This window comes from Haloarcula sp. H-GB5 (assembly GCF_054850705.1).
Genome location: NZ_JBTWBG010000002.1, coordinates 797,780 through 819,410, shown reverse-complemented (window position 1 = coordinate 819,410; position 21,631 = coordinate 797,780). Strand labels below are relative to the sequence as shown.

Annotated in this window: 24 protein-coding genes; 7 read left to right on the top strand and 17 right to left on the bottom strand. The window is 62.8% G+C overall.

The window, feature by feature from the left end:
* The first annotated feature begins 58 nt into the window (after positions 1-58).
* Positions 59-718 (top strand): DnaJ domain-containing protein, encoded by a 660-nt coding sequence (locus ACYJ11_RS12220; RefSeq protein WP_461647967.1) that lies wholly within the window; start codon positions 59-61, stop codon positions 716-718.
* 73 nt (positions 719-791) lie between these two features.
* Here the strand turns inward: ACYJ11_RS12220 and ACYJ11_RS12215 are convergent, their stop codons facing one another.
* Both ACYJ11_RS12215 and ACYJ11_RS12210 read right to left on the bottom strand, forming a co-directional pair.
* The gene (locus ACYJ11_RS12215) at positions 792-1,646 is read right to left on the bottom strand and encodes a UbiA family prenyltransferase (protein WP_461647966.1); all 855 of its coding nucleotides are present in this window, start codon (positions 1,644-1,646) and stop codon (positions 792-794) included.
* Positions 1,647-1,698: 52 nt separating this feature from the next.
* Positions 1,699-2,070 carry a hypothetical protein gene (locus tag ACYJ11_RS12210; protein WP_461647965.1) on the bottom strand — a complete coding sequence of 124 codons (372 nt, stop codon included), beginning with the start codon at positions 2,068-2,070 and terminating at the stop codon, positions 1,699-1,701.
* Between the two features lie 106 nt (positions 2,071-2,176).
* On the opposite strand from ACYJ11_RS12210, the gene ACYJ11_RS12205 reads away from it, so the two are divergent.
* On the top strand, positions 2,177-2,572 hold the full coding sequence (locus ACYJ11_RS12205) for an OsmC family protein (RefSeq protein ID WP_188976371.1): 396 nt from the start codon (positions 2,177-2,179) through the stop codon (positions 2,570-2,572).
* 55 nt (positions 2,573-2,627) lie between these two features.
* Here ACYJ11_RS12205 and ACYJ11_RS12200 read toward each other — a convergent pair whose 3' ends face one another.
* Positions 2,628-3,911 (bottom strand): FIST signal transduction protein, encoded by a 1,284-nt coding sequence (locus ACYJ11_RS12200; protein ID WP_461647964.1) that lies wholly within the window; start codon positions 3,909-3,911, stop codon positions 2,628-2,630.
* 176 nt (positions 3,912-4,087) lie between these two features.
* On the opposite strand from ACYJ11_RS12200, the gene ACYJ11_RS12195 reads away from it, so the two are divergent.
* A complete protein-coding gene (locus ACYJ11_RS12195; RefSeq protein WP_188976367.1) occupies positions 4,088-4,537 on the top strand; it encodes a DUF5799 family protein in 450 nt (149 codons plus the stop codon).
* Here the strand turns inward: ACYJ11_RS12195 and ACYJ11_RS12190 are convergent.
* Positions 4,534-4,683, bottom strand: coding sequence for a DUF7557 family protein (locus tag ACYJ11_RS12190; protein ID WP_188851454.1), 150 nt, complete (start codon positions 4,681-4,683; stop codon positions 4,534-4,536). The two genes, ACYJ11_RS12195 and ACYJ11_RS12190, sit on opposite strands and share 4 nt — an antisense overlap.
* A 119-nt stretch (positions 4,684-4,802) precedes the next feature.
* Here ACYJ11_RS12190 and ACYJ11_RS12185 point away from each other — a divergent pair, with 119 nt between their 5' ends.
* On the top strand, positions 4,803-5,585 hold the full coding sequence (locus ACYJ11_RS12185; RefSeq protein ID WP_004962592.1) for a class I fructose-bisphosphate aldolase: 783 nt from the start codon (positions 4,803-4,805) through the stop codon (positions 5,583-5,585).
* Between the two features lie 3 nt (positions 5,586-5,588).
* Positions 5,589-6,716, top strand: coding sequence for a hypothetical protein (locus tag ACYJ11_RS12180; protein WP_461647963.1), 1,128 nt, complete (start codon positions 5,589-5,591; stop codon positions 6,714-6,716).
* 36 nt (positions 6,717-6,752) lie between these two features.
* Here ACYJ11_RS12180 and pfkB read toward each other — a convergent pair whose 3' ends face one another.
* From pfkB to ACYJ11_RS12155, 5 genes are all read right to left on the bottom strand, one after another.
* Positions 6,753-7,661 (bottom strand): 1-phosphofructokinase, encoded by a 909-nt coding sequence (gene pfkB / locus ACYJ11_RS12175; protein ID WP_461647962.1) that lies wholly within the window; start codon positions 7,659-7,661, stop codon positions 6,753-6,755.
* The gene (gene glpR, locus ACYJ11_RS12170) at positions 7,658-8,419 is read right to left on the bottom strand and encodes an HTH-type transcriptional regulator GlpR (protein ID WP_188976361.1); all 762 of its coding nucleotides are present in this window, start codon (positions 8,417-8,419) and stop codon (positions 7,658-7,660) included. The genes pfkB and glpR overlap by 4 nt, the downstream gene beginning before the upstream one ends.
* Before the next feature lie 88 nt (positions 8,420-8,507).
* The gene (locus ACYJ11_RS12165; protein WP_461647961.1) at positions 8,508-9,491 is read right to left on the bottom strand and encodes an isocitrate/isopropylmalate dehydrogenase family protein; all 984 of its coding nucleotides are present in this window, start codon (positions 9,489-9,491) and stop codon (positions 8,508-8,510) included.
* Between the two features lie 87 nt (positions 9,492-9,578).
* A complete protein-coding gene (locus tag ACYJ11_RS12160) occupies positions 9,579-9,803 on the bottom strand; it encodes a hypothetical protein (protein WP_154021044.1) in 225 nt (74 codons plus the stop codon).
* Between the two features lie 124 nt (positions 9,804-9,927).
* Positions 9,928-10,668 carry an HFX_2341 family transcriptional regulator domain-containing protein gene (locus ACYJ11_RS12155; RefSeq protein WP_170098033.1) on the bottom strand — a complete coding sequence of 247 codons (741 nt, stop codon included), beginning with the start codon at positions 10,666-10,668 and terminating at the stop codon, positions 9,928-9,930.
* Positions 10,669-10,903: 235 nt separating this feature from the next.
* Between ACYJ11_RS12155 and ACYJ11_RS12150 the strand changes: the two genes are divergently transcribed.
* On the top strand, positions 10,904-11,824 hold the full coding sequence (locus ACYJ11_RS12150; protein ID WP_461647960.1) for an ATP-grasp domain-containing protein: 921 nt from the start codon (positions 10,904-10,906) through the stop codon (positions 11,822-11,824).
* Positions 11,825-12,420: 596 nt separating this feature from the next.
* Here ACYJ11_RS12150 and leuD read toward each other — a convergent pair.
* From leuD to ACYJ11_RS12115, 7 genes are all read right to left on the bottom strand, one after another.
* Positions 12,421-13,065, bottom strand: a complete 645-nt coding sequence (leuD, locus tag ACYJ11_RS12145) for a 3-isopropylmalate dehydratase small subunit (protein WP_461647959.1) — start codon at positions 13,063-13,065, stop codon at positions 12,421-12,423.
* Entirely contained in the window at positions 13,062-14,483 is a 1,422-nt protein-coding gene (gene leuC, locus ACYJ11_RS12140; RefSeq protein WP_461647958.1) for a 3-isopropylmalate dehydratase large subunit, read from the bottom strand. The genes leuD and leuC overlap by 4 nt, the downstream gene beginning before the upstream one ends.
* Complete coding sequence (locus ACYJ11_RS12135) at positions 14,480-14,749, bottom strand: hypothetical protein (protein WP_461647957.1); 270 nt, start codon at positions 14,747-14,749, stop codon at positions 14,480-14,482. Before ACYJ11_RS12135 ends, leuC begins: the two co-directional genes overlap by 4 nt.
* Positions 14,742-15,773, bottom strand: a complete 1,032-nt coding sequence (gene ilvC / locus ACYJ11_RS12130) for a ketol-acid reductoisomerase (protein WP_121577564.1) — start codon at positions 15,771-15,773, stop codon at positions 14,742-14,744. Before ilvC ends, ACYJ11_RS12135 begins: the two co-directional genes overlap by 8 nt.
* On the bottom strand, positions 15,766-16,353 hold the full coding sequence (gene ilvN, locus ACYJ11_RS12125) for an acetolactate synthase small subunit (RefSeq protein WP_005535182.1): 588 nt from the start codon (positions 16,351-16,353) through the stop codon (positions 15,766-15,768). The genes ilvC and ilvN overlap by 8 nt, the downstream gene beginning before the upstream one ends.
* Positions 16,354-16,367: 14 nt before the next feature.
* Positions 16,368-18,125, bottom strand: coding sequence for a biosynthetic-type acetolactate synthase large subunit (gene ilvB, locus ACYJ11_RS12120; RefSeq protein WP_461647956.1), 1,758 nt, complete (start codon positions 18,123-18,125; stop codon positions 16,368-16,370).
* A gap of 345 nt (positions 18,126-18,470) precedes the next feature.
* On the bottom strand, positions 18,471-19,715 hold the full coding sequence (locus tag ACYJ11_RS12115) for a LeuA family protein (RefSeq protein WP_004593274.1): 1,245 nt from the start codon (positions 19,713-19,715) through the stop codon (positions 18,471-18,473).
* 126 nt (positions 19,716-19,841) lie between these two features.
* Here ACYJ11_RS12115 and ACYJ11_RS12110 point away from each other — a divergent pair, with 126 nt between their 5' ends.
* Positions 19,842-20,144: a DUF5779 family protein gene (locus ACYJ11_RS12110; protein ID WP_058996638.1), complete on the top strand. Its 303-nt coding sequence runs from the start codon at positions 19,842-19,844 to the stop codon at positions 20,142-20,144.
* 69 nt (positions 20,145-20,213) lie between these two features.
* On the opposite strand, the gene ACYJ11_RS12105 is transcribed toward ACYJ11_RS12110, so the two are convergent.
* Positions 20,214-21,539 carry a hypothetical protein gene (locus ACYJ11_RS12105; protein WP_461647955.1) on the bottom strand — a complete coding sequence of 442 codons (1,326 nt, stop codon included), beginning with the start codon at positions 21,537-21,539 and terminating at the stop codon, positions 20,214-20,216.
* Positions 21,540-21,631: the final 92 nt, after the last annotated feature.

Genomic DNA, 21,631 nt, shown 5'->3' with positions numbered 1-21,631 from the left:
AGGGAGTGGATACCTTATTATACACCTAGTCCAACTGAATAAATACACAGGGGTGTGTATGGAAGCGACGTTCTACGGTATTCTGGGGGTGGACCCAGATGCCACCGAAGAGACGATAGTCCGCGCCTACCGGGAGCAGACGAAAACGCATCACCCGGACGTGAGTGACGACCCTGCCGCGGAAGAACGGTTCAAGCGCCTCACACAGGCGAAGAACGTGCTCACGGACGAGGCCGAGCGAGCGCGATACGACCGGCTCGGCCACGACGCATACGTCAACAGGCACGTCGACGGCGGCGCGGACGGAGGCACAGCCACGGGCGGTGTCAGTGACATCGCACAGCAGTACGTCGACCAGCGAGCCAACGCAGAGACGGCGAGCGAGGCAACGGCGAAAGCAACACACCAGCCCACCCAGACCCGTGGAGGGAGCACGGGCTACGGGACTGCCGCGGAGTACTACCAGCCCGGCCAACGAGTCCGGCCGACGCAGTCGTCGGGAGTCGAGACGCTGTTCGGTTCACTGCGACGTGTCGGCCCGTGGCTGTTCGTCCATCTGGCATTACTGGTCTGTACGATCATCGCCGCCGTACTGCTCGCAGTCGGTGGCCTCTCGGGGAACCTCTCGCCCATCGTTGCCGGTGTCATGGCAGTCTCGATGCTGACAATCTCACTGGTCGTCTCAGCGACCCACGTCCTCACACACATTTCAGGTTGACCGACGAGGGGTGGTTCGAACGATGGCAGTTTCGAGCAGCCAGCGGACGAAAACCGGCAGCACAGCCACCGCCTCACGCTAGCGGCCGAAACCAGACAGCGGTAACGAGGACGGCCAGCAGGAGATACGACCCGCGAATCAAAAGCATCGTCGCAGTTTCGGGGTCACCTCGCTGGGCGATAGCCGCGACTGCACCGAAGACGACCGCAGCCGCTGCAGCACTCGGTGGGACCCCAGGTAATGCCACGGACAGCCCAACGATTCCGAGAAGACCCGCTCCGAACAGGCCAAGGGCGAGTCGCCGAGCGCGCTGGTGGCCCAGTACGACGGCGACGGTGCGTTTCTGTATCGACCGGTCGTAGTCGTAGTCCTGTTCGTCGTCGATGATCTTGATGCCGGTCAGCAACAGGAGGAACACGGCCGCGAGGCCGACAGCACGCGGCGTCAGCGTCGTCACCTGAGCGTAGTAGCCACCCAGCAGCGCCAGCGCGATACCCGCCGGGTAGCCCATCGTCGCACCAACGGGGTTCATATCCAGTTGTGGCGCGTGGGTGTAGCCGATAACCCAGGTCGGCAGCGTCAGCAGCGCTGCGCCGGGACCGACCAGCAGCCAGATTGCCGCCGTACAGAGCGCGAATCCGACGCCAGCACCGACCAGTGCGATACGACAGCCGGAGTCAGTGAGGGGATGATCGTCGTCCTCGCCGCGGACGTGGAAATCGACGTAGCCGTCCTTGACGTGGGCCGTGTAGACGGCAAAGAACATCGCGCCCGCGTGGAGCGCTGCCAACGGTGGCCAGAACCCGCCGGAGAGCAACCCCCCGAACAGCGAGGTCGCAAGCGGTGGCAGCATGAACACCGGATGAACCTGCGAGGCCAGGGCACTCACGGTCGCGAACGGACCGGTCTCGTGTCGGGCGACTGCCATACGAACCCAAGGCACGGCTACGGCAAAAATCCCCATCCGCGTTGTTTCGGTACTACCGCCAGTTCGACCGGTCCAGCACGAACCCCGAGATGTGCGAGGCTAATTCTCTGGCAGCCTGTTCGGTACCCGCGTGGAGTTCGCCGGACACCGGGCCGGCCTCGCCGCCGACGCCCTCCGTCTCCGAGATCGGGTCCGTCATCGTCGGATACGGTCGGCGGGACCGGACACGGTCCCGGAGCGCCTGAACGGTGGCGTCAGAGAGTTCGTAGGACAGATGCTGGAGGTCGTACCGAACGATGAACCCCCGCGTCGCGTCTCTGACAGCGAGGACCGGGTGACCCCGGTCCCGACAGCGCTCCCAGATCTCACGCTGGTGGTCCCGCGTGGCGTACACCGGCACGTTCGACGGTGCGAGGTGTTCCATTGCCCGTTCATACGGGTTGGAGGTGTATTACCTTTCGGCAGTGCCCCGCCGACAGAAATACCACGCAGGAAACGTTTAGGGGGAGGGCTGTGTCCACAGGATTGCTATGGCAGATATCGAAGTCGAAAGCACATGCGAGGAAGGATACACAGTAGAGAGCATCATCAACGGCGAATGGGAGCTCATCGTCGACGCGCTGAGCGAGAACGGCCCGTCGCCGAATGAGGTGCTGGCCGCCGACTACGCCTCCTGTTACATTCCGGCGCTACGCGTCGCCGCAGACAAGTACGGCCACGAGGACATCGGCAGCGTCGACGTCGAAGTCGCCGCGGATCTCGATGAGGACGACGACCTAGAGCACATCGATTTCCACGTCGAGGTCGAGGAATCGCTTGCGGACGAAGAGCAGGACATCGTCGAACTCGCCGAGGACATCTGTCACGTCCACTCGGCGCTGCAGGACGAGCTACACGCTCAAATCTCCATCGAGTCCGGCGTCTGAGTGGGCAGGAACGGGGGGTGACGTTTATTTTTCGCTGGTAGCAGGCCTGTAGTCGTCACTCCGGAAACAGCAGAATGACTGAGGACGTGTTGTGATAGCCCGTGTAATCCTCGTCGGCCGAGCAGACTTCGCCGTAGGTTTCGAAGCCGGCGAAGGGCGCATCGATAGCGCTGTGAATCGTGTCGACAGCGTCGTCGAAGTCGTCGCCGAGAATCATTGCACGGCAGGCACAGTCGTAGACGAACCCGCCCGCGACGCTTCCGCCGCGGAGTTCATTGACAGCGTTGTTGGCGGCGTTCCGGACCGCATACACCTGGTCGGATTTATTGCTATGTGTCACCACCACTTCCGTTCCTTCGGAGACGGCGACGGCGAAATCCAGCGGTCCTTCGGTGTCGGTCGTGTGGCCCGGCCATCGGATGTTGTATCCCGTCGTCGAGATGAGTTTGCTCTCGATGAAGGTCTTGATTCGGGAGGCGAGCCCGTCGGCATCGGCTTCCGGTTCCGACTCGATACCGAGTTCGTAACGGCCGAGCAACATGACGAGATCTTCCGATCCCGCCTCCAGTTCGTCGACGTCGATATCGTATGTCTCCATCGCGTCCTCCCGAATCGCGTCCCGCCAGGCCTCGAACGCGGGTCTGCCGTCGAGTTCGTACACGGTACTTCCCTCTGCCCGGGTTACTGTCATCGCCTCGGAGATCGGTTCGTGGCCGTGGTTGACTGTCACCGGGAGCGGGTCCTCTGCAGCGATGAGCGTGAGGACGACAGCGTCCGTCTCGACGCGGTCGTTCCGGAAGACGTGAGTCTGCTCCAACTGGAGATCATCACCCGCGGACCCGCCGACGACCGGCGTCTCCTCGTCGTCCAGATACTGCTCGGTGAGTCGAGTGACCTTGTTTCCGATTCCAGCCATACCGTCGTGAAGGTTGATGATCGTCCGATGCGGATACCCGTCGACAGCGGGGTCCCCGCTTGCAGGGAGGTCGTGAACGGCTTCGAACAGACAGCGCTCGGGATCAGCGCTGAGTTCGGTCGAGAGGCTGGAGAAGAACCGCATCGAGTCCGACGAAACAACGCCGACTGTGACAGTTCCGTTCCCCGAACCGGATTCGGTGAACTCTCCGGAGGACGAACAGCCCACGATTTCGGTATCTGACCCAACAACACTCCGAGCACCCCACAGTACCGCATCGTAATCGTACGTTGGAGAGCAGAAAATCTGACAGAAGTCTGGTTCGCTTGCCGAGATATCGGCCATGGCTTCCCGTATGGCGTCCATCGCTGCGGCATCTCCCGAGTCCCCCGTCGCTTGCCCTGTCCCAAACTCAGTAGTCATCGAGATGCAAGTATATCGTGAGCTAACTTAACATATTGGAACCGTTTTGGAGACAATAAAACGTAGCGGTCGCGGCAGCCAGTGGCGTGACAGTCAGCCCAGAAATGGTTCGTTTTACTGTAGAACACCGCACGGAGCGGGAAACGCTCATACCGCCGGCCCGCAAACACCAGTCCATGAGCGATTCAGACTGGACCGACCGCATCGCCGGCGAACGGATGGCGGTCGACCAGCGGTTCAACGAACAGGTCAAGGCATCATCGTTCTCCAGCCAGCAGTGGGGGCTGGTAATGACTGCCGTCGAGTTCGAGATCGAGAACCCGGGTGACCCGGACGCCGCTCGGATCGTCGCCGATACGTCGAAGCTCTCTAGCGTCATGCCAGAGATGGAACGGGTCGCCAATCAGGGGCCGATGGGCGGTCCCGGGGGCGAACAGTCCGGAAGCTCGGGCGGCGGCCTCCTCTCGGGCGTCAAGGACGCGCTTGGGCTCGGTGGGTCCGGTGGCGGGAACAAACAACAGGAGGAAGAGGCGGCACGGCTCGCACAGGAGTACGCTGAGCAACTCCAGGAGAAACTGGTATCGAACGGGCGCTGGAAGTCCGTCTGCGAGCAGGCACAGGGTTAGTACTCGTCGCCGCTGTGGAACAGTGTCAGCTCCTCGGCCTCGTAGATGTTGATGAGTTCCGTCACGACGTCGTCGTACGACTCGTCCTCGACGCGGAGGTCGTCGAGGCGTTCTACTGTCTCAGCATCCAGTTCCACAGATGGCATGTCCGAACCTTTCACTGGAACACACTTAATTCCCGCCCTCGATCAAAAACGAACGCGAACAGTAGTAACAAATCAGAACCGAAAACTGTTAATGGTCGTTCTCGGTAGAAACACGACACATGCGACCACTGGGAGACTCACCGCTCGTACGGAACGACAAGACGCTGGTGCTAGCACACGACCACGGGCTGGAACACGGTCCCAAGCAGTTCAGCGGCGTCGAGGAGCGCCTCGACCCGCGTGAGGTGTTCGAGATGGCGACCCACGACGCCGTGACGGCGCTGGCTGTCGGGAAAGGGCTCGCCGAAACGTACTATCCGAGCTACGAAGACGACGTGAACCTGCTGGCGAAGCTCAACGGCGGTTCGGACCTCTGGATGGGCGATCCGTACTCGCCCCAGAACTGGTCGGTCGACTACGCCGCCGAACTCGGTGCCGACGCCATCGGCTACACCGTCTACCCGGGCGTCAACCGCGAGACCGACATGTTCGAGGACTTCCGCCCGGTGCAGGAGAACGCCCGCGACCACGACCTGCCGATTGCAATGTGGTCGTACCCGCGAGGCCAGGCCATCAAGGAGCACCGCAGTCCGTCGACGATTGCCTACGCGGCCCGCATCGGGCTGGAACTCGGGGCTGACTTCACGAAGGTGAAGTACCCGCGCGACAAGGAAGCGATGGCACACGCCGTCCGCTCGGCCGCTGACAACCGCGTCCTGCTCTCCGGCGGGTCGAAGACGTCCGACCGTGACTTCCTCGAACTCGTCGAAGACTGCATGGACGTCGGTGTCGCCGGCCTCGCCGTCGGCCGCAACGTCTGGCAGCGCGACGACCCCTACGACATCCTCGACAAGCTCGAAGGCGTCATCTTCGAGGACGCCACGGCAGACGACGTCCTGTAGGCCATGGACGACGAGACGCGCCGAGCCGTCGCTGCAGCGGACGAGGCGTTGCCCGCCAGCGACGCGCTTCCCGACGCTATCGACACCGGCTCGGTCGTGTTCGGCTTCGACGGCTACCTCGACCGCGTCCGGGAAGTCGTCGCTGACCGCATCGACCCCGAGAGCCACGAGCGCCTCGCCACGCTGGAAGGGTTTGGCGACCGTATCGACCGCTCCGTCGCCGCCGACAGCTCCCTCTCCTTCGAGTGGCTCCAGCAGGGCAGCCGAACCGGGGGTCACACCAGCCACCTCGCACGGGCCTTCGGCGGCTGGTCGTTCGATCCCGTGATGGTCGGGATGTACGGCGACCCGGTCCACGACGCCTTCGAGACGGAGTTCGGCGACTACGAACTCCACTCGCTGGGCGAACCCGGTGTCACCGACGCCGTCGAGTTTGACGACGGGAAGCTCATGCTCACGGAAATCGGCGACACGATGGCGCTCGACTGGGCCGAACTCGACGCAGCCTTCGGCCACGACCGACTGGCCGAAAAGCTCGACGGTGCACGCCTGTTAGGAACCGGTTACTGGTCAGAGACGCCGGATCTGCCGACCATATTCGACGGCCTCCGTGACCTGTGGGGCGACATCGACGACCCGCCCGAGACCGTGCTGGTCGATCCCGGCGACGTGCGAAAGCTAGACGCCGACCGCCTGCGCGCCGGTCGGAAGGCTATTGGCCGGCTGGACGAGGTGACAGATGTAGTGGTCACCGCGAACCGCGCCGAGACGGGCGTTCTCGCGGACGCCTACGCCGGCGACGGCGAGCGCTCGTTTGCCGAGGACGCCGAGGCGGTGTTCGCGGCGCTGGAACCGACCTGGTTCGTCGGTCACGGTGTCGAGCGTTCGGTCGTCGTCACTGCGGACGGCACCGACAGCGTGGCTGTCCCCGCAGTCTCGGACCCGGAGCTGACGACCAGTTCCGGCGACCACTTCAACGCCGGACTAGGGCTGGCCCGCATCGCCAACCTCCCGCCTACCGCTGCTGTCGTCGTCGGCAACGCCGTCGCCGGCTACTTCGTTCGGACTGCGGACCAGCCGTCGCTGGCCGACGTGCGCGCGTTTGTCGACGACTACCTGGAAAAGTTCTGAGTTGCTGTCTCCGCTTTCTACGACGCTTTTTGCCCGCTACAGCCGCCGCACCGTCACGCCATCACGGAGCGAGCCGATGTCATCTAGGTCTGGAACGGCCGTGCCGGCCCGCTGGACGACCTGTGCGGAGACGGCCACACCGGTCCGGAGCGCCGTCTCGTCATCCGCACCAGCTTCCCAGGCGCTCAGGACGCCCGAGAGGAGCGCGTCGCCGGCCCCGACGGTGTCGACGACATCGATGTCGAGCGCTTCGGCGTACAGTCGGCCCGCGTCGCCGACGAGGACCGCGCCGTCCGCGCCGAGGGAGGCCAGTACGCGGTCGAAACCACGATCCCGGAACGCGTCGGCCGCGTCCGCACACCCCTCGACAGTTGACACATCGGCCCCGGTCGCGTCACCGAGTTCGGCGCGGTTCGGCTTACAGAGGCCGTACTGGGCATCGAGTTCCCGAAGGACGTCCCCGCCGGTGTCGACGATCGTCTCCCAGTCGCCACCGGTCGCGATACGGTCGATGGCATCAGGGGTCAGCCCCAGCGGTAGGCTCCCACCGACGAGTACGCGGTCGGGGGACTGCGCTCGTACCTGTTCGAGCAGTGAGTCGACGACCGACTCGCCGACGGCTGGTCCGGCTTGGTTCAGCTTGTATTCCTCCGCGGCTGCGATGGCGGTGGTGTTGAGCCGGGTCGTTCCGTCCACGTCGACGAAGGCCGTCTCGACGCCGTCGTCCTGCAGCGTCTCTCTGATGAACGAGCCGGTGAACCCACCCAGCAGCCCCGTCGCGACGCAGGGCCGGTCCATCGCGGTGAGCAACTGGGCGGCGTTGATGCCTTTCCCGCCGGCGTCGAACTGTGCCTCGTCGGCCCGCATCACACGATCGGGAGCCATCTGCTCGTCGAACTGGATCGTCTGGTCGACCGCGGGGTTGTAGGTGACGGTGACGATCATGTGCTGACCTCCTCGACGGTCACGTCGGCGTCCGCGAGTGCCGTAGCGAGCGCCCCTGACGGGCTGGCGTCAGTGACCAGCAGGTCGACCTGCTCCAGATCGGCAAAGCTGACGAAACTCCGGTCGCCGAACTTCGACGCGTCGGCGACCAGCACGACTCGGCGGGCGCGCTCGACCATCATTTCCTTGACGGCCGCCTCGTCTTCATTTGGCGTCGACAGCCCGGCGGCACTGTCGAGGGCGTTCGTCCCCAGAAACAGCAGGTCGAAGTTCATTCGTCCGATGGCTCGCTCGGCCATCGGGCCGACAAGCGCCCGGGTCCGCGGTCGGAGACTCCCACCGGTGAGCTTCGCATCGACGTCTCGCTCGGCCACTTCAGTGGCGAGTTCCGGCATATTCGTTGCCGCGACGTAGTCAGTGTCCGGAATCGCGCGAGCGACTTCCATCGTCGTCGAGCCCGCATCGAAGCAGACCACATGGCCCTCACGGACTTCCTGTGCAGCCCGCTCGCCGATGGCCTGTTTCTCCGTGTAGTGGTCAACCTCGCGCTGGCCGTACGGTCGTTCTGTCCCGGCGGAGGACGCCGGTACTGCACCGCCGTGGGACCGCTTGATGCGGCCTTGCGACTCCAAGTCTCGGAGGTCACGGCGTATCGTCGCCTTCGAGAACTCGAGTTCCGCGGCCAGCTCCGACACTGAACAGCCGTCTCGCTCTGTCACCAACTGGACGATAGTGCGCTTTCGCTCGGCCGGGAGCATTCTCTCGGCTGTGATTGTTTCGCTTCGGTTTTACCTCTTTCTATTGGGCCGTGCTTGTTTCTGCCCAGATAGAACGCGAGAAAACTGTCTACAGTTCCTCGATAACCGCGGCGGTCACGGCCTCAGTGGATGCGTCGCCGCCCAGATCCGGCGTTCGAGGCCCGGAGTCGAGTACGGACTCGACAGCTGTTCGAACTGCATCGCCCTGTTCGTCGTAGCCGAGGTGGTCGAGCAACATCGCTGCGGAGAGTATCATCGCCGAGGGGTTGGCGATGCCCTCGCCGGCGATGTCCGGGGCGGAGCCGTGGACCGGCTCGAACAGCGCGTTCTCCTCGCCAATGTTGGCCGACGGCAGCAGACCGAGGCCGCCGACGAGACCCGCGGCGAGATCCGACAGCATATCGCCGGCGAGGTTCGGACAGATAACGACGCCGTAGTCCTGTGGGTTCATGACCAGATGCATCGCAAGCGCGTCCATGAGCGCCGTGTCGTAGGACGCGTCGCGGTCCTCGCCGACCGCCGATGCCGCATCGAGGAACAGTCCGTCTGTAGTACGCATGACGTTGGCCTTGTGGGCGATCGTCACGTCGTCGTAGCCGTTCTGCTTCGCGTAGCTGAAGCCGTATTCGGCGATTTTCTCGGAGGCGTCCTCGGTGATGACCCGCGTGCAGGTGGTGACACCGTCGGAAATCTCGCTCTCGATGCCCTTGTAGACGCCCTCGGTGTTCTCCCGGATGAACACGATGTCCGTGTCGGGCTGGACGGCGTCGAGTCCCGGATACGAGCGGGCCGGGCGGACGTTGGCGAAGGAACCGACAACTTGCCGGAGTGGCAAGATGACATCGGCCGCCGTCTCACCGGCTGCGCCGAACAGCGTCGCATCGGCATCAGCCGCCAGTTCGCGTGTCTCCTCCGGGAGCGCTTCGCCGGTTTCCGCCTTCACCGCGTCGCCGGCCTCACCCTCGACGAAATCGAAGTCGACGGCGTCGATGGCCTCAAGTACCTCGACCGCAGCGGGTGTGACCTCCTGTCCGATTCCATCGCCGGGAATAACGGCTATCTCGTGTGTCATAGCGGGAGGCACGTAGCCGGCTGGTGAAAGTGGTTCGGTTCGCTGGTTCCATGGGCTACTCGGGAGGTATCGGGGTCCGGCAAGCGGTTATTGCTGGAGCCGACTCGGGTCCAAGGCAGCGCCATGCTCGTACAGTGCGTCAGCGGTGGACCGTCCCGACCCGGCGAGCCGGAGGACGGCTCCGGGTCGAGACAGGGATGGCAGTGCGGTGGCACGGCTCCCCAGCGAGCGCATCGAACTGGTGGAGGGCCGAAGCGACGGGAACAGCGCGTCGCCGGGGACCGTGCGCACCCGAGTATTGTGGTGGTTCATATGTATTTACTACCTTAATACTATCAATACTATAGGCACTACCGATGGTAATTTTACTATCTATACTATCTGTCTATCGAGTATTGCCGCCGCCAAAGTAGTGACAGCGAGACTGAGACCCGTTTCAGAGTTTGTGTCGGAAGGCGTGGAGGACGTTCTCGCCGGTTTCAGTCAGTTCGATCTGTTTCGTCCGACCGACATCCTTGACATCGATGTAGCCGTCTTCGACCAGCGGGTCGACGATGTTGGCGTTCAACAGCGCGAACTTCGCCTTCTCGTTTGCCGGGTCTGCGTCGTCGATGAACGAAAGACCAGCGTCCTCGGCGAACCCGATGAGATCCGACTTCTTCGCGGTGTAGGTATCCGTGTTCGTCCGCTTGAGATAGTCCAACACCGCGACTTGGTCGCGGGATATCGCCTCGATGGGGTAGGAAGGGAGGACCTCCGCACGCTCCATCCCGCGGGTGAGTGGCTCCGCAGAGACAGATGGGACGTGTTCCTCGGGATGGACGTAGTACGCCGTTGCCGCCGTCGCCATACACGCGATAGCGCTCCCGATAGCCGCCACCTTCGGCCCGCTGGAGACATTAACGCGCACGATATCTTCCGGATGATCGGCGGTCAGCGTCGTGACCTCGGCCAGCACGTCGTAGAGGTCGTGTAAATCCGATCGATGTAGCTCGACGCTGACGCCGTTAGCGTCCAGTTCCTCGACGAGTGCCTGCTGGTACGGCGTCAATCGTGACGGCTCCGGCGTCGCTGTGAGGAGGTACACGTCGTCGGCGTTGTGCTGGTGAATCGGTTCGGCGATCCGGTCACGCTCGTGTCCCAGCGGCGCGATGTGTATCTCGCGGATCTGGTCCATGCAGGAAGAACGCAACCGGCTCTCGTATTGCTTTTTACATCCCTAATAGGATTGCTCTGTTGAATAGCGACCCCTGAGCTACCGTGGAACGCCCCCAGTCTTGAGACCACCAGCGCCAGCTACTAACAAGCCGATTCAAATTCCAACCATCTCGACCAACGCCGCTATTCAACAGAGCAGTGTCAACAATCTCCCACCGAAGAGCGTTAGTATTTTTATTGTATATTATGTTTCGATGACATACTTGTCATCGGCCAGGATCGGTATTGTCACCGGTGAGACAGCTCCCGACTTGACCGAGGATGGGCAAGCGTTACAAACGGAGTTACGCAATCGCGGCCTCTTGACGGAGCCAGTTCTCTGGACGGATTCGACGGTAGAGTGGAACAGCTTCGATGCAGTGCTCGTCCGATCCTGCTGGGAGTACCACACCCAACTGGATGCCTTCCAGAACTGGCTGGATCGTATCGAGAACGCGGATGTCGTACTGTTGAATTCAGCCGACACAATCAGATGGAACCACCACAAGTTCTATCTCCGCGATCTCGAACAGAGAGGTGTCTCGATTCTCCCGACGGCGTGGATTGAACGGTCCACCGAAATCGATCTCAGGACGGTGCTAGAAGACAACGGCTGGCAAGAGGTTGCGGTAAAACCCGCTGTCGGCACCAGCTCGGCCGGTATCTGGAGGACCTCTCTCGACGAAGCTCGAAACCACCAGCAGCGATTCGAGAACCTAGTTTCAAGTAGCGACGTTCTCGTTCAGCAGTTCGCCCCCGAAATCGACAACGGCGAACGGTCGCTGGTCTTCTTCGAAGGTAGTTTCAGCCATGCCACTAGACAGCTTCCAGCTGCAGACGATTTCCGCGCTCACCCCAATTACGGCGGAAGCTCAGAACCGTACGAGCCACCGCGTGAGATAGTGGAGCAGGCCGCAGCCGTCCTTGAAGCTGCAGGAAAGGAACTAGGAATTAGCCCAATTAATTTCCCGTACGCCCGGGTGGATGGTATCGAACGAGGGAGCGAATTCCTGCTGATGGAACTCGAACTCATCGAGCCGTACCTGAGTCTTGATGCCGGCAACAATGCCGTCACTGCGTTTGCAGATGCCATTGAAGCAAATCTATCCCGGCATGCGACCGCGCGCCGAGACTAACCGTAGCTCTCCACGAACCGACGACTGATTACTCGCTCTCAATATTGGACGCCACCCACTTGAATAAACATATCCGGTACAGAAGTAAATATACGGAGACGTATTAAGAAGGAGCAAGCTATTGAACGTCGATCTGCTGATACTTGTAGTATACTATATACGTAACCTGAGATGAGAAGATAGCGATTAACAGCCAACTAGTATTACCTGATGGTGGCTCAAGAACTTCTACGATGAGTGCCGAGAGGATAATTACCCCTGCAATTGTCCAACAGTCGACAATGTTACCGACAACGCCAGTATTAGACACATTACGCGATAGTGTCGAATAAGTGTTATTTTTTGCTAGTCCAGAGACAAACCAGAATCGCTAACGAGCGGTTCGGTGGAACGGTCTAACGTGTGGATGCTTCGATAGCTTTCAGGACTGAACTACGTAGATTCATGACTGCTGTTAAACTGCAACAACAAGCGGTCCGCTCGCGCTCAGGGCTCTGCCGTTCGCGCAAATCGAGGTCACTTTGTGACCTCGCGTCAATCGTCCGCTTCTGCGAACCGGACGCTTACGCAGAGAACACGCAAAGCGGTTCTCGTAGTTAATCGTCCGCTTCGATATCCGACCGCGTCTGATCGAGGTACGGCAACTCCGAGGCCGTTTCCTCGATAGCATTCTTGTTTGCCTTCATCAGCGCTGTCGTGTCCCAGTTGCCCTCGACGAGGGCCTCGCGCTGGGCGCGGTCGACGCTGACGTTGATTTCGTTGTCGCCGTAGGTGACTGTCTCCGCCCGCACGTCGACTTCGATCTCGCCGTCGGGATTGTCATCCACCCACTGCTGGAGCGCGTTGATCGTCTCGTGGTCGGCAGTGACCGTCGGGATGCCAAGCGCCAGACAGTTCCCGGCGAAAATCTCGGCGAAGCCCTCGCCGATGATAGCGTCGATGCCCCAACGCATCAGGGCCTGTGGCGCGTGTTCGCGGGAGGAGCCACAGCCGAAGTTGTTGTTGACCACCATCACGTTCGAGTCCTGGAACCGCTCCTCGTTGAACGGATGGTCCTTCTCGTTGTCCTCGTCGTCGAACCGCAGGTCGAAGAACGCAAACTCGCCCAGTCCGTCGAAGGTGACGACCTTCATGAACCGCGCGGGGATGATCTGGTCCGTGTCGATGTCGTTCCCGCGGATCGGGATACCAGACCCTTCGACGTAGTCGACTTCGGGGATGTCCTCAGTCGCGTCGCTCATGCCAGGGTCACCTCCTTCAGGTCGCGCACGTCGGAGACTTCGCCGGTGATCGCCGCGGCGGCCACCATCCGGGGGTTCATCAGAACGGTTCGACCGTCCTTGCTGCCCTGTCGGCCGACGAAGTTCCGGTTGGAAGAGGAGGCACAGGCCTCGTCGCCCTCCAGCTGGTCCTCGTTCATGCCCAGACACATCGAACAGCCGGCGTTGCGCCATTCGAAGCCGGCTTCCTCGAAGATGTCCTTCAGGCCCTCCTCCTCGGCAGCGCGCTGGACGCGCTGGCTGCCGGGGACGACGAACGCTCGTACGTCGTCGGCGACCTGCCGGCCCTTGACGATACGGGCCGCGCGGCGGAGGTCGGGCAGTCGAGCGTTGGTACAGGAGCCAAGGAAGGCCACGTCGATGTCGTATCCTTCCATGGTTTCGCCGGGCTCAACGCGCATATGCTTCTGGGCGCGCCGGGCGGTGTCGACCTTGTCGTCGGCCAGATCCTCGGGCTCCGGAATCGGGTCGTCGATGCCGATGCCCTGGCCGGGTGTGGTCCCCCAGGTAACGACAGGGTCCAGCTCGCTGGCGTCGATTTCGACGACGTCGTCGTACTCGGCATCGTCGTCCGAGCGGATCGACTCCCAGTACGGCTTGAGTTCCTCGAATTTCTCGGGGTTCTCCTGGAAGTAGTCCGTCTCTTCGAGCCACTCGTAGGTGGTCTCGTCGGGGTTGACATAGCCCGCGCGAGCGCCGCCCTCGATAGACATGTTACAGATGGACATCCGGCCTTCCATGTCGAGGTTCTCGATGGTCTCGCCGGCGTACTCGTAGACGTAGCCGACGCCGCCTTCGGTCCCGAGCCGGCGGATGATTTCGAGGATGATGTCCTTGGCCTCGACGCCCTCGTCGAGTTCGCCGGTCACCTCGATCTTGCGGACCTTCTGTTTCTCCATCGCGATGGTCTGGGTCGCCAGTACGTCCCGGATCTGGCTCGTCCCGATACCGAACGCGAGCGCGCCGAACGCGCCGTGGGTCGAGGTGTGGCTGTCACCGCAGACGATGGTCTTGCCGGGCTGGGTGATGCCCTGCTCCGGGCCGATGACGTGGACGATACCCTGATCGCCCGTCGTCGGGTCGGAGAACTGGATGCCGGCGTCGCGAACGTTCTCTTCGAGTTCCGCCATCATCGTCTCGGCCGCGTCGTCGCTGTAGGGCCGGTCCTGATTGGCGGTCGGCACGATGTGGTCGACCGTCGCGTGAGTCAGATCAGGGCGTGCGACTTCGAGGCCGCGCTCTTTGAGCATCCCGAACGCCTGCGGACTGGTGACCTCGTGGATGAGGTGCAGCCCGACGAACAGCTGGTCCTGGCCGTTGGGCAGGGTCGTGACTTTATGTTGGTCCCATACCTTGTCGTATAGCGTTCCCTGACTCATACTGTCTCGTCCCGTCCTTCAGTTCCGCGCTCGTACGCGCGAGTGACACCCTCGTCGGGTGCTTCGTGGTCGATGTCTTCCATCGTCTCGTCAGTCTCTTCCTCCTCCGCGTCGCGTTCACCGCCGTCGGCGGCCACGACCGGGCCGCGGCGAAACACCGCGCCGAAGGTTCCGTTCGTCTCGGGATGGGTGTGCTGGATGCTCCCCATCGTTGTGCGTGAGTCGCTCTGTTCGCCGTCCGTTGGATTCGTGCGTTCGTTAGTCATCTGCTGGAGCTTCTGTCTTCTCTGCGTCGGCGTCCTCACCCCACGCGAACAGTTCGCGCAGGTTCTCGCCGACGGCTTCGATCTGGTGGTTCTGTTCGGCGTCGCGGTACTGCTTGTAGGCGGGCCGGTTGGCCTGGTTCTCGTTGATCCACTCGCGAGCGAACTCGCCGTTCTGGACCTCTTCGAGGATCTTCTCCATGCCCTCGCGGTCGATGACCTCTTCGCCGCGGGTCAGGCCACCGTACTCGGCAGTGTCGGAGACGGAGTTCCACATCCCCATGTGGCCGCCCTCGTACATCAGGTCGACAATGAGCTTGAGCTCGTTCAGGCACTCGAAGTAGGCCATCTCCGGCGCGTAGCCGGCGTCGACCAGCGTCTCGAAGCCGGCCTTGACCATCTCGGTGACGCCGCCACAGAGGACGGCCTGCTCGCCGAAGAGGTCCGTCTCGACCTCTTCCTGGAAGGAGGTCTCGATGACGCCGGCGCGGGTGCAGCCGATGCCCTTCGCGTAGGCCAGCGACTCTTCTTTGGCGTTGCCGGTCGCGTCCTGATACACCGCGATGAGACCCGGCGTCCCCTCGCCGCGCTCGTAGGTCCGGCGCACGAGGTGGCCCGGTGATTTGGGCGCGACCATCGTCACGTCGACGTCTTCCGGCGGTTCGATCTGCCCGTAGTGGATGTTGAAGCCGTGTGCGAACTGGAGCGTGTCACCGGCGTCCAGTTCGTCCTCGATAGCTTCGTAGACGGCCGGCTGAATCGTGTCGGGGACGAGCATCACGACGCGGTCCGCCTCGCCGGCGGCCACGTCTGGCGTCTCGACACGGAGACCCGCGTCCTCGGCGTCGGCCCACGACGAAGAGTCCTCGCGGAGGCCGACGATTACGTCGACACCGGACTCGTGAAGGTTCAGCGCGTGGGCGTGGCCCTGCGACCCGTAGCCCAGTACGGCTACGGTCTCGTCGTCGATAGTCGATACGTCAGCGTCCTCGTCGTAATAGACTGTTGTGGTAAGTTCGTCAGACATCTTTCTCTAGTGTTTTCGGGCCGCGTTCCAGTGCGGCGGCCCCGGTTCGCACGATTTCCTGCACATCGAACTGCTTGAACGCCTCGATGGCGGCGTCGATCTTCTGCTTGCTACCCGTGATTTCGACGGTGACTGAATCGGTCGATGCGTCGACGGCCTGCCCGTCGTACATATCAGCGACAGCGTTGACGTCGTCGGGCTTCTCGCCGCTGACTTTCACCAGCGCGAGCTCCCGACGGACGGCCTCGCCTTCGAGTTCCCTGACCGAGACGACGGGCACGAGCTTCCGAAGTTGCTTTTTCGCCTGGTCGATCCCCGGTTCCGGCTCCTCGATGAGGATCGTCATCCGGGCTGTGTCGTCGTCGACTGTCGGCCCGACGGTCAGACTTTCGATGTTGAACTGGCGTCGGCTGAACAGCGCCGACACCTCCGAAAGCACGCCCGGCCGGTGTTTGACCAGGGCAGACAGCACTGCCTGTCGCGGTTCGTGGGTCACTTCGGCCTCGGGGTCGACGCGGATTCCCTGCGTGTTGCGTCGGCCCTTCGGGCGCATCCGTTCGTCCGGCGCGGGGCCTGGCATTCCTCCAGTCATTGTTAGATCATGTCCAGATGGTCTTCGTTGAGCGCGAACAGGCCGTTGTCACCGCCGCTGGGGACCATCGGGAAGACGTTCTCCCCGGGGTCGATGTGGGCATCGATGACGCTTGGGCCGTCGTACTCGCGTGCTTCCTGTATCGTCTCCTCGACGTTGTCGTAGGATTCGAGCGTGAACCCGCGTGCGCCGAAGGCCTCGGCGAGCTTGTCGAACTGCGGGATCCACGGGTACTCGGAGGCCATCCGGCGGCCTTCGTAGAAGCCGTCCTGCCACTGGCGGACCATCCCGACCGCCTCGTTGTTCAGGACGACGTAGGTGATGTCCAGTTGCTCGCGCACCGCAACGGAGAGGCCCTGGACGGTCATCAGGAACGAGCCGTCGCCGTCGAAGCAGACGACTTCCTGGTCCGGCGCGGCGAGTTTCGCGCCGATGGCGGCGGGCACGCCGTAGCCCATCGTCCCGAGACCATGGGACGACACCCACGTCCGGGGCTCGGTGTACTCCCAGAACTGGGAGGCCCACATCTGGTGCTGGCCGACGCCGGTACAGACGATGGTGTCGTCCGGCGTCATCTCCGAGAACTGCTCGACGACGTACTGCGGCTTCAGCGGCTCGTCGTCGGGCGTGTCGTAGTCCATCGGGTACTCGTCTTTCCAGGTCTGGCACTGGCCGCGCCACTCGTCGGCGTCCGGTGCGCGCGGCATCGCGTCGAACAGCTGCCGGAGCACTTCCCGGGCGTCCCCAATGAGCGGGTAGTCAGCGTAGACGTTCTTGCTGATTTCGGCCGGGTCGATGTCGACGTGGATGACCTCCGCGTCGGGGGCGAAGGAGTCGACGCCGCCGGTCAGGCGGTCGTCGAAGCGCGTCCCGATAGCCAGCATGCAGTCGGTGTTGCTAATCGCCATGTTGGCGTAGCCGGTGCCGTGCATCCCGGCCCACTCAAGCGAGAGTTCGTGGTCCTCGGGGAAGCTCCCAATGCCGGGCATCGTCGTGATGACCGGGATCTCGTACTCCTTCGCGAACTCACGGAGCGCACTCGATGCGTCTGCCTTGATGACGCCGCCGCCCGAGAGGATGACCGGGCGGTCGGCTTCGGCCAGGGCCTCTGCGGCTTCCTGAACGTTTTCGTCGTCTGCTTCCTCAGGCACCTCGTAGGTCTCCGGCGTCTCGGGAGCGCCGGGTTCGACCTCGGTGTCGCCCTGCGTCACGTCCTTCGGCAGGTCGACCAGCGTCGGTCCCTGCCGGCCGGCGTCGGCGAGCGCGAACGCTTCGCTGACGTCGTCGCCGACGGTGTCTGAGTCGGCGGCGAAGTAGCTCTCCTTCGTGATCGGCTGGGTGATGCCCACCGTGTCGGTCTCCTGGAACGCGTCGTTGCCGACGAACTCCGTCGGGACCTGGCCGGTCAGCGCGATGACTGGGTCGGAGTCCATGTTGGCGTCGGCGATGCCGGTCACGAGGTTCGTCGCGCCGGGGCCGGACGTGGCGAAACAGACGCCGGGATCGCCGGTGACGACGCCGTACGCGTCTGCCGCGTGGGAGGCCCCCTGTTCGTGGGCCATCGTGACGTGGTTGATATCGGAGTCGTACAGCGCGTCGTAGACGGGCATGATCGCGCCGCCCTGAACGCCGAAGACGTAGTCGGTCCCGGCGTTTTCAAGCGCTCGGATGACCGACTGCGCGCCCGTCGTAACGGGCTCCTGTTCGGCTTCTGGCTCTGTTTCGTCCTCTTCTTTGGGGACGGATGCGCGTTCGCTCATCGTGTCGTCCCTCCGTCTGTTCGTGTTCGGGGTCGATACCGCGGTGATGTGTGTGCTGCGTGCATGACTGATGACTCTGTGGTGGTATGACGAATCGATTCGGCCGGGGGTGAAAAGGTAAAGAGAGGGGCTATAGTGCCCCTACAATACGCACGCCGAGAATAGCGGTCGCGGTGCTGGCGGGGGTTCGAACCTGACGCCCAGCAGCCGCGGTCATCACACCCGAATGCAGTTCGTCCCGAATAATAAACGTTCTGTGATAGTTGTTGGCGGACAGCTACTCGAAACCGGGTACTCACCGGTGGCTGCTCACTCGTAGTGACGGCCGGAAGCGAAGGCATGGGCCTACGCCCGGACCTCCTCGCTCTCCTCGGTCACGCCGATCTCCTCGGCGAACCGTTCAAGCACCGACATGGTGACTTGCTCCTCCGCGCCGTACTCCTTGACGCGGCGAGTCACTTCGCGGACCTCCGCCTCGCTCGGGTCGTATCCGGCGTCGACGAGCCGTTCCCGGACCGAATGAGCGCCGGTGTGCTTGCCGAGCACGAGCTCGCGCGTGGCCCCGACCATCTCGGGAGTCATGACGCCCGGCTCGAACGTGTCGGAGTTCTCGATGACGCCGGCGGCGTGGATGCCGCTCTCGTGGGAGAAGGCGTTGCGCCCGACGACGGGCTTGTTCGCTGGTACCCCGATGTCGGACTTCTCCTCGACGATCCGCGATAGCTCCGTGATGCGGGTGGTGTCGATTCCGGTGTCGACGTCGTACAGCGACTCCAGCGCCATCACGACCTCTTCGTAGGCCGCGTTGCCGGCGCGTTCGCCGATGCCGTTGACCGACACCTGCGCCTGGCTGGCTCCGGCCTCAAAGCCGGAGATAGCATTAGCCGACGCCAGGCCGAAGTCGTCGTGCGTGTGCACGTCGATGTAGGCATCGGTGCAGTCGTCGACGATCTCGATGAGGTCGTAGAACCGCCTCGGCGTGGCGACCCCACACGTGTCCGGAATGTTGATCCAGTCCGCCCCCGCCGCGGACGTGGCCTCGATGACTTCGACGAGGAAGTCCTCGTCAGTCCTCGTGGCGTCCATCGGCGAGAACATGCATTCGACGCCCGCATCTTTGATCATCTCGACACAGTCGACAGCGGTGTCGAGCGCCTCCTGACGGGTCGCGTGCATGGAATCCTGCAACTGTACGTCCGACGTCGAGACGAAGGTGTGGACCATGTCCACACCTGAATCCAGAGCCGCCTCGATGTCTTTCTCGACCACACGCGCCAGTCCGCAGGTCGTCACTCGCGTGGACTCGGCGATGTCGCGCACTGCCTCGAACTCCGCGTCGGAGTTGACGGGGAACCCGGCCTCGATGACGTGGGTGCCCATCTCGTCGAGCAGCGCGGCTATCTCGCGTTTGTCCTCGTAGTTGAACGACGTACGTGGTGACTGCTCACCATCGCGCAGCGTGGTGTCGAAAATCCGTGCGTCTGTAATCTCAGACGTGGAATCCAGTGTGCCCTGGAAGAACTCGATCCGCCGGAGATTCCGACGTGCCCTCGTTGTTGGACATAAGCACCCGTAACTGGATGCTTCCACTATTTATACTTGTTCATAAGGCGGTGGCACGTGCACACGACACATGGGAACAACCGCAGACAGTGCGACTGCCGCGCGTCAGACAGGTGGGGAGGATTTTTGCTCTGTCCGCGCATGGATGTGGCTATGAGTGATTTCGAGGGGCTGGACCTACAGGCCGTGGAGGACCAGATGGACGAGGACCGTGATGGGGCCGGCAGCAATCGCGTCGTGCTCGGAGTGCTTGACGGGTCGGAATCGCCCGACCAGTGGATCGATACCATCGAAAACGGGTCGGTATTGGTCCTCAATGTCGAGGGAGATCTGAACGAACTCGCCGCCGGGTTTGCCCGGCCGGTCCGGGAGGCTGGCGGCGAGCTGATGCACTTCCGCGGGTTCCTGATTGTGACACCGCCGGGTGTCAGCATCGACTCTGAACGGCTAGAGTGAGACAGCGGCCGCCCACCTGGTAGCGAGACGCGCTGTGCGGACTGTGACGTTGCCAGCTACGTATGGGAGTCATTCCTCGCCGACGACTGTCCGGAACACAGCGGGATACTGTTTGAGCTTCGCCCGGCCGACAAGCGCATAGAGGTACGCATCGAGTCGTTCGCGCCACATCGGCTGTTCGTAGCTACCTGCAAATCCGACGACAGCGACCTGCAGGTCCTCGATGGCCCGGGCCGCCTGGCGGGTAAGTAAGGGTGGCGGGTCCGAGCCGATGACCTGCTCGTGGACGCGGCGGGCGCGACGCTTCTCGGCGAGGGCGTGCCCCGAATCGAACCCTTCGTCGCCCTGCTCCACGACGAGGTGATCCACCGCGAACTCGTGGGCCCGAATCCGGGCGACACCTTTCGAGAGCCCCACAGCAGTGCTGACGAGCAGTTCGTCGTCGACATCGATGGTCCACGGAATCGGGACGCCGGAGTCAAAGCACCATCTAGCGAGGTCCCTGTGGGCGACCTCGTACGGACCGACCGACTCCGGGTCGCTGACCCCATATCGGGACTCTACTTCCTGGGTTGTCGGTGTGCCCTCAAGTTGGGTCCGGAACTGGTCTGCCGCTGTTTTCAGTTGCTCTGCATAGGGGGTGGCGGACCCGCTACGCGTCTCGGCCAGTAGGTCCCGGAACCGCTCGGCGGTCCGAACGTAGACCTGTGCCCTCCGGACGTTGGCCATGAGGGTGCCGTACTCGCGCGGCTTGAAGCTCCCGGCGTTGTTGTTCTCGACACCCTTAGCCACGGGCTCCATACCGTCCCAGGTCGCCAGGTGCTTACCCCTCATGGCCTCCTGTTCGATACGTAGATACCACGCCAGGTCAGTTCCCGGGTCGTCGACGAGGTACGGCGTGATGTCACTTACCACCTTTCGGCTCCGGTCTCGGAGGGCAATCGCCTGGGTCGCAAGCGCCTGGAGGTCAGCGTTCCCAAGTTTGGCCCGGGCCTCGCCGAGACCTTCTGCCGCGAACTGGAGTCCATACGTTGCGTCGAAGAGCGCTTCGTTCGTGTCACCGTCCCGGAGTGCCTGGCGTGCATCCTCCAGCCACCCCCCAGCACCGCTGAAATACTGGTTCGTGTCGAGTTGCGACCAGAGCTGTTCAGCCTCTTCGGTGGTTTCTGCGAGCAGGTCAATGGCTTCCTGTGCGTGGGACTCAGTCACCGTCGGCTGCCAGTGGGCGGACACTTCCGGCGGCGTCGGGTAGTGTTTCGTCGCCTCATCGGTCAGGACATCCGGCAGTGCTGCCGGCTTTGTGAGGCCGACGGCGACTGTACCCGCCGCAGCACAGAGGCTCCCGAGGCCGCCGAGTAGTCGCCGTCGGCTAAGCGTTGGAGGAGCGGGGACCATCTGAACAGTCGGGCTGTAGCCAACTCCGGCGAATAAAAGTATCGAACATCCGACTTTTTGCCGGGCAACGACAAATAGACGGACCGTTCAGC